Below are 12,344 nucleotides of genomic sequence, written 5' to 3' on the forward strand. Positions count from 1 at the left end.
CCCGTCGTCGTGGCCGCCGTGGCCGGCAGCGACGCGGCACCCAACCGCGTCCCGGCCGGCTGACCTCTGCGGCACACCGCCGTCCGCTTCCGGCGTCCGGGCATCACCCGGACCCGTGATCCCCCCTGCTCTTTTGAGAGGAACCCATGACCTCCATCGAGTCCGCACCCGACGCCGCCCCCGGCGACGCTCCAGACGCACGCCAGCTGCGCGCCATTCTCATCTCCGTGTCCATCTCGCTGATGGCCGTCGTCGCCTCGGTGTCGGGCCTCAACGTCGCCCAGACCCACCTGGCTGTCGATTTCGGTGCCTCGCTGAGCACTGTTCTCTGGATCATCAACATCTACCCGCTGGCCCTGGCCGCGCTGCTGCTGCCGCTCGGCGCGATCGGCGACCGGCTGGGCCGCAAGCTCATGCTCACCGCGGGGCTCGTCCTGTTCGGCGTCGCGAACGTGGTGGCGGCACTGGCCCCGACCGCGAGCGTCATGATCGCCGCACGCTTGATCAGCGGCGTCGGCGCCGCGATGATCATGCCGATCACCCTCGCCGTGATCACCTCCACCTTCCCGGAGGACCAGCGCGGCAGGGCTATCGGTGTGTGGACCGGCGTCGCCGGCGGCGGCGGCATCCTGGGCATGTTCCTCTCCGCGCTCCTGGTCGATGTCGCGAGCTGGCGCTGGCTGTTCGCACTCCCGACCGTGCTGATCGTCGTGGCGCTGGCGACCACTGTGAAGTCGGTGCCCAACTCCCGTGAGCGGTCAGCTCACCCCTTCGACACCATCGGCGCGTTGCTCTCCAGCGTCGCGGTCGTCGGCCTCATCTTCGTGCTGCAGGAGGCGCCCGAGCGCGGCTGGGCCTCCCCCGCGACGTTGATCAGCCTTGGGGCCGGCATCGTCGCCGGCATCGGCTTCGTGGTCTGGGAGCTGCGCCGCCGAGACTCCTCCCTGCTGGACGTGCGCCTGTTTCGGGAACGCGGCTTGGCCGGCGGCTCGGTCACGCTGCTCGTGGTCTTCGGCGTCCAGGCGGGTATCGGCGTGGTGCTGTTCCCGTTCTTCCAGGCCGTGCTCGGGTGGTCGGGGCTGGTGTCGACGGCGGCCATGATGCCGATGGCCATCTCGATGATGCTGGCGTCGGGCCTCGCGGCGAAGCTTGCCGAGGCCATCGGCCCCCGCGCGACCATGGCCGCCGGCGTCGCCTTGGCCGGCGTGGGACTGGTGTGGATGGGACTGTTCGTATCGGTGGCGGGCGGTTATCTGTCGATCCTGCCGGGGCTGGTCGCCATGGGGCTGGGCATGGGCCTGTCGATGACGCCGTCCACCGAGGCCATCACCGGTTCTTTGCCGCGGGACAAGCAGGGTGTCGCCTCGGCGCTCAACGACATCACCCGCGAGCTCGGCACCGCCCTGGGCGTCGCCTCGCTGGGCGCGCTCGTGTCCGCCGGCTACCGCAACTCGATCGACGGCCAGCTGTCCGGTGTCCCGCAGGAGGCCGCGAACGTCGCCCGTGAGGGCATCGCCAACGCCGCCGCGGTCGCCGGCAGCGCGGGCTCGCACGCTGAGCAGATCGTCCTGGCCGCCCGACAGGCCTTTGTGGACGGATGGCAGCAAGCCATGTGGACCGGCGTCGCCGTCATGGTGGGGTTGCTCGGCTACGTCGCAGTGCGAGGCCCCAAGAACCAGGCCCGGTCGGCGGCCGGCGGCAGCCCCTCCGGCCCGGTCGAGGACGCGGAATCCAGCCGGTCGAAGATCCGTTCGTGAGCCGCGTGCAGCTGATGCGGCAGCACCTTCGGCAGCTCAGCAAGCATCTGTGAGGCGTTGGGCGGCAGGGGTTTTCCTGCCGCCCAACGAGCCTCAGTCGCGCCAGCGGTTGTTCAGGAAAGCGTCGTCGTCATCGTCGTCGTCCACCGGACGCGGGCGCCGCGAAGGACGCCGCGGTGCCTCGTCCCGCGGCGAACGCGGCCCAGGCGTCGCCGCGAACGGCGAAGCCGAGCCGGGTTCGTTGCCGAACTCGTCGGAGTCGAACGCGGAAGGCGGCTCCGCGCTCGGCCGGTCGGTGCTCCAGCCGGCCTTGGTCTTGCGCTTGCCCAACTCCCGCCGATGCTGGACGTACCGTTCGGCCGCCTGCACCTGCTTCGCCATGTACTCCTGCGACTGCGCCTTGATCTCCTCGCCGCGCTTTTCGTGCAGGACCCGGCGATCGGACTGCTCCCGGACCAGCGCGTCCAGTTCGGCCTTAATCGCGGCGGTCTCGCTCATGCGTCCTCCTACCAGGTCCGGATAGCGGGCGATTCGTCGTCGTCATCGTCCAGCGAGCCGGTGATCCGCCTGCCCGGCGGTTCGCCGATCGTGTCGAAGACAGCCCCTTCCACACGGTAGGCGGCCCGGCGTTCGGTGTCGCCTCCGCCGCCGCCACCGTGCCCGCCGCCGCCCATCGCGCCCATGCCGCCCGGCATCCCGGCGGAACCCTGCTGGCCAGTGGCACCAGACGGAGCGACGCCGTGGTCCGGCTGCGACGCGGGCTGCGCCGGCTGCGCGATCCCGGCTCCGCTGTGAGCGCCGCCTTCGACCGGGCTGCTGGGCGTCACCGGCATACCGGGGCTGCCGCTCGGCATGGCCGGGCCAGGCCCGCCCAGTGCGTGCGCACCGCCGGGCACGCCCGCGCCGCCGTGTCCGGCGGGCATGGCCGGGCCGTGGTCGACCGGCTGGACCGGACCGTGTCCGCCGGGCACGACCGGACCGTGGTTGCCGGGTATGGCCGGGCCGTGCTCACCGGGCAGCTGCGGACCCGGACCGCCCTCGATCGGGTGCGACGGCAAGCCGCCGCCATGCCGGGCTTCGGCCGGTCCGCCGTGCTGACCGCTGGGACCGTCGTGGCCGGTGCTGTCGCCCGCGTGGCGACCGTGCTCGCCGCTCGGACCCGTGCCCTCGCCCGGGTGCTGACCAGCGGGACCGCCGTGGTGACCGCCGCCCGGGCCGCCGCCCTGCGGACCGTCGCCGCCGTGCGCGAGGTGGTCGCCGGACTTCTGGTCTTCCTCGCCGAGCGTGTAGGTGGTCGGGTTGCCCTTGCCGTCGTCGACGGTGACGACCGTCGGGCCGCCCGGGCCGTCCGGGCGCTCTGCGGTGATCTTGACGTCGCCGTCGGTGAGGTGGATCTTGCCGTCCGGGCCTGGGTGGTGCACCGCGTCCGGACCGTCGTGCTGGCCGGGCTGGCCGGACTTGTCGTCGGACCAGTCGATCTTGAAGTCCTTGACGTGCCCAGGCCCCTCGCCGACCTTGATGTCCATCTTGCCGTCGTGGTCCGGCTCGGTCATCTCGAAGGTCTTGTCGCCCTGCTTGACCTTCAGGACATCCCGGTCCTCGTCCTTGCCGTCGTGGTCCGGCTTGCCGTCGTGGTTCTTGTCCTCGCCCGGTTTGCCGTCGTCCGGCTTCCCGTCGTGGTTCTTGTCGTTGCCGGGGCCGCCGTCATCGGGTTTGCCGTCGTGGTTCTTGTCCTCGCCGGGCCCGCCGTCGCCGCCGAGGCCGGAACCGCCGCCGCCCGGGTCGGTCTTGATCGGCGGACCGTCGACCGGACCGCCCTTGCCGGAACCGCCGTCGCCGGAACCGCCCGGGCCACCGCCCGCGTTGCCCGGTTCGCTGCCGCCCGGACCGCCGAGGCTGCTGCCGCCGGAACCGCCCAGGCCGTCCTTCTTGAGCGCGTCCATCGCAGCCTGAGCCTTCTGCTTGGCCTCTTCCTGGGCCTTCTGCCGAGCCTCGGCTTCCGCCTTCTGCCGCTGTTCTTCCTGCGCCGCGGCCGAATCCTGGCCGCCGGACCCGCCGCCGGAACCCGAACCACCGCCCGAGCCGGAGCCGCCGCCCGAGCCGGAGCCGCCGCCGGAGTCAGCGCCGCCGCCCCCGCCGAGCGAACCGCCGCCACCGGTACCTTCCGGCATGGTCAGGTCGGGCACCTTGCCGCCGCCGGAACCCGAACCGCCGCCGGAACCCGAACCGCCGCCAGAGCCCGGGCCACCGCCGGGAATCCCGCCCCCGGCGCCACCGGGGTGATCGCTGGACGGCTTGTCCGAGTCCGAGCCGCCGCCACCCGGGACCCCGGCGCCGGAACCGCCGCCCGGCCCACCGCCGGAGCCGCCCGGCCCCTGGTAGCCGCCCTGGCCGCCGCCGGAGCCGCCCGGGCCCTGGTAGCCGCCTTGACCACCGCCCTGGCCGCCGCCGGGTCCGCCCCCGACACCGCCGCCACCGCCACCGGCACCGGCCCCGCCCGCTCCGTCGGCGCCTTCGAACTCGTTCTTGACCTTGCCCATCTGCTTGTCGAGGGCGTCGTATGCCTTGTCGATGAGTTCCTTGGTGCTGGTGCAGTTCTTGTCGAAGCCGACCCAGTGGTTGTCCCACATGTCCGGATTGAACTGGTTCTGAATCCACTGCTTGGCGAGGTCCTTGCCGTGCGACTGGATCTCGTCGTCGTCGCAGCAGCCCTGGTCGTTGAGGCTGCTGACCAGGTTGGTGTTGAAGTTGAGGTCCATCCAGCCGGCGATCGCCGACAGGTCGTCGATGCTGCCGTGCTCGCCGTTGGCGACCGCGATGACCTTCTGCGCCATCGTGTAGTCGGCCTTGCCGACCAGCTCGGAGTACCCCTTGACGACCGCGTCGGCCTTGCCCTTGCAGAGGTCGTACACCGTCGTCGCGGTGTGCAGCGTCACCTCGCTGGTGGTGCTCAGCGTGTCGGCGAGCTTCGCGGCCTTCTTCTGGATCTTGTCGTTGTAGTTCTGCTGCGCCGCGTCGGCGGCCGCGCCGGTCCAGGTCTGAAACAGCGTGCCCAGTTCGGTGCCGGTGCTGTCCAATGTGCTCTTGATGGTGTCCGAGCCGCGCTTGAAGTGCGCGGAGTCCTCGATGAAGTCGTGGAAGTTGATGCCCCGCTGCTCGTCGAACCGGGAACGGACGTCCTTGTCGAGGTCGAGCGCGCGGGTGTTGCCGCGGCAGTCGTCCGGGATCTTGGCCAGCAGCGAGCCGAAGGTCTCGAACAGCTTCAGCGCGGGCGCGGCGGCGTCGAAGAGCTCGTCGGAGGTCGCCGTGCCGGTCGGGGTGGCGTCCGGGCCCTCGCCGGCGGCTGGCGGCTTGTGATCGTCGAGGGAACCCTTGCCCTCGTCGACGTTCTTCTTTTCCTGGTCCTCGTTGTACTTGTTCTGCGCGCTGGCCTTCTGCGTGCTGTCGAACACGTCGTCGACCGAATCGCCGCTGTAGAACGGGTCGGCGTAGCCGTTCGCGAACGCGTCCAGGTACTTTCCGGACTCCTCCGGGTCGCCCGGGTGCTCGTTCTCCCAGGCGGTGATCAGCTTCTTCTTGTCGTCGACCGGGGTGCCCGGGTCGTCGAGCAGCTTTTTGACGTCAGCCCACTGCTTTGCCATCAGAGCGTCCCGGCGTTGTCGATGTTGCCGACCTGGTTGTCTTCGTTGGCGCCGTACTTCGAGCCGGCGGAGCTGATGTTCGTGCCGAACGCCTCGAGCGTCTTGCTGTAGCCGGAGAGCGCTTCCCCGAGCGCTTTCGCGCCGGCGAGGTACTTGTCCGCGTGCGCCTCGTGCACCCGGCCGAATTTCTCCTTGGTCACCTGCGAGTTCTGCAGGTCCGGATTGTCGTCCAGCAGTTTCTCCGCCAGGTCACCGATGTTCTTCGACGCCTTCGACAAGGCATCGGTCGTCGCGGTGTACCCGCCCCCGCCGCTCATTTCAGCGCTTCTCCTCAGCTCGGCCAGTTGCCAGGGCCTCCGCGAGCACTTCCGCCACGGATTCCACGTCCGTGAACCGGTCGAGCTCGTCCAGCTCGATCGTCACGTCGTAGTAGATCTCCAGCGCCGCGAGCAGCTTGATCCGGCCCTTCGAGTCGATGCCGAGCTCCTCCAGCGAAGCCTCGGGCACGACGAGAGCCGGGTCGAGCCGGAAGGTGTCGCTGACGACCTTCGTGACCTCGGCGCAGTGATCACCCACGGAGGTCACCGTAACGTGCTTTGGCCGCCGAACGGGCGACCTTGCCGCTTGAAGTGCGCGGAAGTCCGCCAGAAGGGACCAGCCGTACTGCACGCAGGGTGAGGTCGTATTCGCGCGACACCGCGCGCAGCACGGCGCGAGTGACCTCCCGCACGTCGGCCTCGGCGTCGCGGACGCATTCCGCGACCACCACCGCGCCCTCGCCGTCCTCGTCCGCGACGCCGAACGCAGCGACCCGATCGCGCCGGACCGCGGGATGCGCCTCGCCCGCCGCCGCCTCGATGTCCTGCGGGTGGAAGTTGCGGCCGTCGATGACGATCAAGTCCTTGAGCCGCCCGGTGAGGTAGAGGTCGCCGCGATGGAATACGCCGAGGTCGCCGGTGCGCAGCCAGCCTTCGAGCCCGTCGAGGACCCCGCTGAACGTCGCCGCGTCGCCCCGGCCCCAGTAGCCGGACGCGACGTTCGGCCCGTGCACCCACACCTCGCCGACTTCGCCCTCGGGCTGCTCGTGTCCATCGTGGACGATCCGGACCAGCTGCCCGACCGGCCGGCCGACCGACATCGCCGGTTGCCCGTCCGGCGTCTCGACCGCCTGGCCCTGGGCAAGGATTTCCCGGTCGAACACCGCGCCGCGCGGCCCGTCCGGCCCGGCGCTCGCGACGTACACGGTGGCCTCGGCGAGCCCGTAGGACGGCCGGTGCGCCTCGCGCCGGAACCCGCGCGGGCCGAACACTTCGCAGAACCGCTCGACGGTCCGCGGCCGCACCGGCTCGGCGCCGTTGAGGGCGACGCGGACGTCGGAAAGGTCGAGATCGTCGTCGGCTCCCGCGTCGGCGGCGAGGTCGTAGGCGAAATTCGGCGCGGCGGTGAAGACCGCCGGATAGTCGGAGAGCTGCCGCAGCCACCGCCCCGGCCGGTGCACGAACTCGGCGGGCGACATGAAGACCGAACGGCCGCCCGCGTAGACCGGCAGGCACAGCAGCTGGATCAGGCCCATGTCGTGGAAGAACGGGATCCAGCCGGCACAGGTCGTGCCCTCGTCGCTGGCGTACGCCTGGCTGGCCTGCCAGCAGGACGCGACGATCGCCCGATGCGAGATCACCGCACCGGCCGGCTCGCGTGTCGAACCGGACGTGTACTGCAGGTAGGCCGGGCTTTCCGGGTCCACTGCGACCGGCTCGGCGCCCGGCCCGGAAAGCTCGTCCACCACCACGAGCGCGTCCGGCTCGCCGAACCCGCGCACCCGGCTCGCGGCCGCTGCCGAGGTCGCCCAGACCCGCGCGCCCGCGTCGGCGAGGACTCCGCTGAGCCGGTCGACCCGCTTTCCGGGCGGCATCAACGGAACCGCGACCAGCCCGGCGGTGAGCGCGCCGAAGAACGCGAGCGGATAAGCAAGTTCCTGCCCGGCGAGAATCGCGACCCGGTCGCCCGGTTCCGCGACCTCGCGCAGCGCCCCGGCGGCGACCCGGACCCGGCCGACGAAGTCGGCCCAGGTCAGCGTGTGCTCGACGGCACGGGAGTGATCTTGGTGAGTGAACAGCGGCCGGTCGTCGTCGGCGCGGGCGAAAAGCCGCTCCACGATCGAGACGCGCATGACCTCGTCGGGCACGCTCTGGTGGGACACCCGGCGCAACCTACTAGCTGCCGGGGCCCCGCGCCGAACCCCGGTCCCTCGATCAGGACGGGAACCGTCCGGGCTGGGCCCGCCGCACGCGAGCGCGGCGGGCCCCGGCTCACGCGAGCTGACCGTCCGAGAACACGACCTGTCGCACTTCCACCCCGAGCCCCTCGATGGCCGCGTCCGGGATCCGCGCGGCAAGCTCGATCGCCCGCTCCCGCGATGCGCATTCCAGCAGGTAGTAGCCGCCGAGGAACTCCTTGGCCTCGGTGAACGGCCCGTCCGTGGTGACCGTCCGCCCACCGCGCACGGCGACGACGACAGCCTCCGCCGGGGCGGCCAGCGCCTGCGCAGCGATCAGCTCACCGGACTTCTTGACCGACTCCATGAACGCCGTGACGCCGTCCCCAAGCGCCGCTGTCTCCTCCGCGGTCAACGCGTCCAAGACGGCCTGGTTGATGTGCAAGCTGACCAAGAACTTCATGACTGTGCTCCTTGCTTGTTCCGGTGCTTCTCGCCCAGTGGCCGGAGCCGGCTCGACGGACCGGACATCCCCCGGAAGAACTTTTTCCGCCGGTCGGACTTGTGCCCGCCGTCCGATCCCGCGGACCTCGGCCGATCGGCCGAGCCGGCCGTCGATTTATCGGCCATTCGGCCCCCGGCCTGGTACTTCCGGGCGAGCCAGCGAGGTGTCCGGCTTCCTACGCTTTGCCGCATGACGATCTTGCTGGCCGATCCTCGGGTACAGGCGATTCCGGTGTGCGACAACGGCGATCCGCTGGTCCCGCTGTCGTTCGCGCGCGAGGTCCGGGTCCGGACCGGGCTCGCCGTCCGGCTGCACGAAGCCCGCGACGCGCTTCCGGGCGGGGTCGACTTCCGGATTGTCGAAGGGCATCGCAGCGCGCACGATCAGCAGGCGATCATCGACCGCTACACCGACGAGCTTCGCGGCCATTACCCGGACGCCGACGAAACCGCACTGCACAAGCTGTCCAGCCGGTTCGTCGCCCCGTTGGCGGTCGCGCCGCATGTCGCGGGGGCGGCGGTCGATCTCACTCTCGTCGACGAGGACGGCGTCGACCTTTGGATGGGCACGCCGATCGACGCCACGCCCGAGCAAAGCAACGGCGGCTGCTGGTTCGACGCCGAGGTCGACCGCGTCGCGCGGCGCAACCGCACGACGCTCGCGAGTGCGTTGTTGTCCGCCGGGCTCGTGAACTACCCCACCGAGTGGTGGCACTGGTCCTATGGAGACCGGTATTGGGCGCTGAGCACCGCGGCCAAACACGCGCTCTACGGTCCGGCCGAGGCGGGAGTGCTCGCATGACCACCATCCTCACCAGGCACACCACCGAGCCGACGCTGGAAATCGACCTCTCCTCGATCGCGGCCAACACTCAGCGGCTCGCCCGCGCGGCGACCGGCTCCGTCATGGCCGTAGTCAAGGCGGACGGCTTCGGGCACGGCCTTGCCGACGTCGCGCGCACTGCACTCGCGAACGGCGCGACCTGGCTCGGTGCCACTTCGCTCGCGGAGGCCATCGCGATCCGCGAAGCTGAGCTGTCCGCGCCCGTCCTCAGCTGGCTGAACCCGGTCGACGCGGACGCGTGGACCGCTGCCCGCCATCGGATCGACCTGGCGGTGCCGAGTGTCCGGCACCTCGACGCGTTCGTCGAAGCCGCCGCCGGGCACCCGCTGCGCGTGCATCTCCACCTGGACACCGGAATGGCCCGCGACGGCGCGGCCCCGTGCGAATGGCTCGATCTCGTCACCGCCGCGCGTCGCGCCGAGCTTGCCGGGACCGCACAGGTCGTCGGCTTGATGGGGCACCTCGCCTGGTCGAACGAGCCGGGACATCCGGCGAACGCCGCCGGGCGCCAAGCGCTGCTGCACGGTGCCGAACTCGCCGCGCGCGCCGGGCTGCGGCCCAGCGTCCGGCACCTCGCTGCCACCGCCGCCACGCTCACCGATCCCAGCACCCACTTCGACCTGGTCCGAGTCGGCGCCGGCCTGGTCGGAATCGACCCGTCCGGCAGAACCCGGCTGCGGTCCGCGCTTCGGTTGACCGCGCCCGTGGTGCAGGTGCGCTCGGTGCCGGCCGGGGTCGGCGTCGGGTACGGGCACCGGCACGTCACCGACCGCGCGACGACGCTGGCGTTGCTGCCGGTCGGCTACGCGGACGGCCTGCCTCGCGCGGCGTCCAGCCGAGCGGAAGTCGTCGTGGCCGGACGACGACGGCGGGTCACCGGGATGACCTCGATGGACCAGGTCGTCGTCGACCTCGGCGACGATCTGGTCGAACCGGGCACCGAGGCGATCCTTTTCGGACCGGGCGACGACGGCGAGCCGACCGTCGCCGACTGGGCCAGGTGGGCGGGCACGATCCCGCACGAGATCGTCACCGGAATCGGCGCGCGGGTGCGGCGGAGCATCCGATAGCCAGCGGATCGCGACGCGGGGAACAGCCCACGCGAACCCGCTGCGGCTGCCCACCGCCATCAGCCGAAGCACCCCGGCCTCCCGCCATTTCGTTACGCCCCACCAAGGAGTCACCATGAGCACCCGAGTTGCCGTCATCGGCGGCGGCCAGAACTGCGAACACGACGTCTCCCTCGCCTCCGCGGCCGCGGTACGCGGTGCGCTCGATCCGGCCAAGTACGAACCCGTCCCCCTCACCATCCGCCACGACGGCATCTGGCTCGGCCCGGAGAGCCAGCCCCTCGCCGACACCAAAAGCGCGAGTCTCGCCGCCGCGCTGGAGATCCTCGGCACTTGTGCGCTCGCCATCCCGCTGGTCCACGGGCCGCGCGGCGAGGACGGCACGCTCGCTGCCCTGTGCGATCTCGCCGGTATCCCCTGTGTCGGGTCGCCGCTGCGGGCCGGGGCGCTCGCGATGGACAAGTGGGCCACCAAACTCGTCGCGGAAGCGGTCGGCGTCCTGACCGCGCCGGGTCAGCTCGTCACCGCGCCGGGGACGGTCGTTTTCGACGGACCGGTGGTAGTCAAGCCGGTCGCTGCCGGGTCGAGCTTCGGAGTACAGCTGGTCGATCGGGTCGTCGATCTCGAACCCGCGGTGCGGGCCGCTCTCGAACTGGACGATCGAGTGCTCGTCGAGCAGGTCGTGCGCGGCCGGGAGATCGACGTCGCCGTCCTCGACGGCCCGGACGGTCGCCAAGTCGCGCCACCGCTGGAAATACTGGTCAGCGAAGGGCTTTTCGACACCGAGACCAAGTACGACGGCAGCGCCTCGTTCGTCCTCCCGGCAGAGTTGACGCCCAGCGAAAGCAAGGAACTGACCGAAGCGGCGCTGCTCGTCTACGACGCGCTCGGCTGCCGCGGCGTGGCGCGCGTCGATTTCTTCCTCACCGCCGAAGGCCCGGTGCTCAACGAGGTCAACACGATGCCGGGGATGACCGCTGCTTCCCAGGTGCCCAAGATGTTCGCCGCCGCTGGACTGTCCTATTCGGACTTCCTGGACCGGCTGATCCACTCCGCAGTGCGATGAGTGGACGGGAGCCGGACTGGACGTGATGCGCGGCTTCACGGTGGAACTGCCGTGAAGGGCCCCTTCCCGGACTTAGATTCCCTCAAGGGGCCCCTCACGGACCGGGATCGCTGGGGTCCGGCCCCGAGCAGTCAGCAGGAGGCCCAGAACTCGGTCAGGATTCGTGCGCCCTGCACCGGGTCCTGCGTCATCCACCAATGCCCCAACCCCTCGAGCACCGTGACCCGCGCCCCGGCCCGGGCGGCCGTGCGCCGGCGTTGCTCGTCGGTGCCGACGTAGTGGTCCTCGGTCGCCAGCACGACCAGACCCGGCCGTTGTGCCGCGCGCTCCAGGTGCTGCCCGAACTCCGCGATCGCCGGCTGAGCCGCCGACCGGTACAGCGGCAGCACCGCTCGCGCCATCTCGTCGTTCACTCCCTCGGCGACCTTGGCCGCCACCGATTCGTGCATCCCGCCGCGCACCAGGCGTTCCGCCCGCGTCTCGATCGGGGCGCCGAACATCGCGGCGACCATTTCCTCGCCGACGCCCGGTGTCTGCCAACCCTGGGCCAGGTCGTGCCACACGTACTCCGGGTCGAACGCGCCCGCCGTGTCGCTGACCCAGCTGCGCACGAGCTCCGGCCGCGCCATCACCGCGTTGAGGACGTGCGCGCCGCCCCAGTCGTGTCCGACCAGGTCGACCGGCTCGGGGAACTTCTCCAGCTCGCCGATCAGCCAGTCGCGGTACTCGACGGCGGTCGCGCCGAACCCGGCGGGCAGCGGCGCGCCGAATCCAGGCGGCGACAGGCACACCGTGCTGGTGTCGCCCAGCTCGGCGATGAGCCGCTCCCACACCGCCGCGGTCTCCGGGTTGCCGTGCACGAAAACTGCAGTCATCGGACTCCTCCCTCGGGTTCACCGCCAGAGTACTGATCGCCGACCGCGTTGACCCGGATCTTCCGCGGTGCCAGTCCGTTTCGCGACGGTGGCCGCCAGCGGGGCCGGGTCAGACCGTGCTCGCCGGTCGCCGGCGGCGACGCCCATCTGTCGGCGGTCAGAACGATGTCCGGGAAAGGACCCCTCGAAACCCCTTCCCGGACATCGAACCGCTCGGCACGCCGGTGGCGAACCCCCATCCGTCACCAGCGTGTTGCGCAGCGCTCCCCTAGAGTGCCCTCTCCCCCGGCAGACTCTCCCCTGTGGACACTTCTCTTCCCCGAAACTCCTTCGCACGCAGCACTTCCCCCGAGTACTGCTCCCCCATCCAGT

General features: G+C 71.0%; 11 protein-coding genes. 4 read left to right on the forward strand and 7 right to left on the reverse strand.

Annotated elements, in window-relative coordinates; genetic code table 11:
• Positions 1-146 precede the first annotated feature (146 nt).
• Complete coding sequence (locus AMYBE_RS0130845) at positions 147-1,757, forward strand: MFS transporter (RefSeq protein WP_020663250.1); 1,611 nt, start codon at positions 147-149, stop codon at positions 1,755-1,757.
• 93 nt (positions 1,758-1,850) lie between these two features.
• On the opposite strand, the gene AMYBE_RS0130850 is transcribed toward AMYBE_RS0130845, so the two are convergent.
• The 6 genes from AMYBE_RS0130850 to AMYBE_RS0130875 all read right to left on the reverse strand — a co-directional run bounded on the left by AMYBE_RS0130850 (position 1,851) and on the right by AMYBE_RS0130875 (position 8,076).
• Positions 1,851-2,255, reverse strand: a complete 405-nt coding sequence (locus AMYBE_RS0130850; protein WP_020663251.1) for a hypothetical protein — start codon at positions 2,253-2,255, stop codon at positions 1,851-1,853.
• A gap of 8 nt (positions 2,256-2,263) precedes the next feature.
• On the reverse strand, positions 2,264-5,398 hold the full coding sequence (locus AMYBE_RS46745; protein WP_027928188.1) for a WXG100 family type VII secretion target: 3,135 nt from the start codon (positions 5,396-5,398) through the stop codon (positions 2,264-2,266).
• Complete coding sequence (locus AMYBE_RS0130860) at positions 5,398-5,715, reverse strand: hypothetical protein (RefSeq protein ID WP_020663252.1); 318 nt, start codon at positions 5,713-5,715, stop codon at positions 5,398-5,400. The genes AMYBE_RS46745 and AMYBE_RS0130860 overlap by 1 nt, the downstream gene beginning before the upstream one ends.
• Position 5,716: 1 nt before the next feature.
• On the reverse strand, positions 5,717-5,974 hold the full coding sequence (locus tag AMYBE_RS0130865) for an acyl carrier protein (RefSeq protein ID WP_020663253.1): 258 nt from the start codon (positions 5,972-5,974) through the stop codon (positions 5,717-5,719).
• A complete protein-coding gene (locus AMYBE_RS0130870; RefSeq protein WP_020663254.1) occupies positions 5,967-7,568 on the reverse strand; it encodes a fatty acyl-AMP ligase in 1,602 nt (533 codons plus the stop codon). The genes AMYBE_RS0130865 and AMYBE_RS0130870 overlap by 8 nt, the downstream gene beginning before the upstream one ends.
• A gap of 139 nt (positions 7,569-7,707) precedes the next feature.
• Positions 7,708-8,076: a YciI family protein gene (locus AMYBE_RS0130875; protein ID WP_020663255.1), complete on the reverse strand. Its 369-nt coding sequence runs from the start codon at positions 8,074-8,076 to the stop codon at positions 7,708-7,710.
• 231 nt (positions 8,077-8,307) lie between these two features.
• Here AMYBE_RS0130875 and AMYBE_RS0130880 point away from each other — a divergent pair, with 231 nt between their 5' ends.
• The 3 genes from AMYBE_RS0130880 (at position 8,308) to AMYBE_RS0130890 (ending at position 11,097) form a co-directional block, all read left to right on the forward strand.
• Entirely contained in the window at positions 8,308-8,919 is a 612-nt protein-coding gene (locus AMYBE_RS0130880) for a M15 family metallopeptidase (protein ID WP_020663256.1), read from the forward strand.
• Positions 8,916-10,031, forward strand: coding sequence for an alanine racemase (gene alr / locus AMYBE_RS0130885; RefSeq protein WP_020663257.1), 1,116 nt, complete (start codon positions 8,916-8,918; stop codon positions 10,029-10,031). Before AMYBE_RS0130880 ends, alr begins: the two co-directional genes overlap by 4 nt.
• 115 nt (positions 10,032-10,146) lie before the next feature.
• Entirely contained in the window at positions 10,147-11,097 is a 951-nt protein-coding gene (locus AMYBE_RS0130890; protein WP_020663258.1) for a D-alanine--D-alanine ligase family protein, read from the forward strand.
• Between the two features lie 131 nt (positions 11,098-11,228).
• Here the strand turns inward: AMYBE_RS0130890 and AMYBE_RS0130895 are convergent, their stop codons facing one another.
• Entirely contained in the window at positions 11,229-11,972 is a 744-nt protein-coding gene (locus AMYBE_RS0130895; protein ID WP_020663259.1) for an alpha/beta fold hydrolase, read from the reverse strand.
• Positions 11,973-12,344 lie beyond the last annotated feature (372 nt).

The organism is Amycolatopsis benzoatilytica AK 16/65 (assembly GCF_000383915.1).
GTDB classification, from domain to species: domain Bacteria; phylum Actinomycetota; class Actinomycetes; order Mycobacteriales; family Pseudonocardiaceae; genus Amycolatopsis; species Amycolatopsis benzoatilytica.

Excerpts from the sequence above, each read along its gene's own strand:
- AMYBE_RS0130845 (WP_020663250.1), top strand. The coding sequence starts at position 147 with ATGACCTCCATCGAGTCCGCACCCGACGCCGCCCCCGGCGACGCTCCA.
- AMYBE_RS0130850 (WP_020663251.1), bottom strand. The coding sequence starts at position 2,255 with ATGAGCGAGACCGCCGCGATTAAGGCCGAACTGGACGCGCTGGTCCGG.
- AMYBE_RS46745 (WP_027928188.1), bottom strand. The coding sequence starts at position 5,398 with ATGGCAAAGCAGTGGGCTGACGTCAAAAAGCTGCTCGACGACCCGGGC.
- AMYBE_RS0130860 (WP_020663252.1), bottom strand. The coding sequence starts at position 5,715 with ATGAGCGGCGGGGGCGGGTACACCGCGACGACCGATGCCTTGTCGAAG.
- AMYBE_RS0130870 (WP_020663254.1), bottom strand. The coding sequence starts at position 7,568 with ATGCGCGTCTCGATCGTGGAGCGGCTTTTCGCCCGCGCCGACGACGAC.
- AMYBE_RS0130875 (WP_020663255.1), bottom strand. The coding sequence starts at position 8,076 with ATGAAGTTCTTGGTCAGCTTGCACATCAACCAGGCCGTCTTGGACGCG.
- AMYBE_RS0130880 (WP_020663256.1), top strand. The coding sequence starts at position 8,308 with ATGACGATCTTGCTGGCCGATCCTCGGGTACAGGCGATTCCGGTGTGC.
- alr (WP_020663257.1), top strand. The coding sequence starts at position 8,916 with ATGACCACCATCCTCACCAGGCACACCACCGAGCCGACGCTGGAAATC.
- AMYBE_RS0130890 (WP_020663258.1), top strand. The coding sequence starts at position 10,147 with ATGAGCACCCGAGTTGCCGTCATCGGCGGCGGCCAGAACTGCGAACAC.
- AMYBE_RS0130895 (WP_020663259.1), bottom strand. The coding sequence starts at position 11,972 with ATGACTGCAGTTTTCGTGCACGGCAACCCGGAGACCGCGGCGGTGTGG.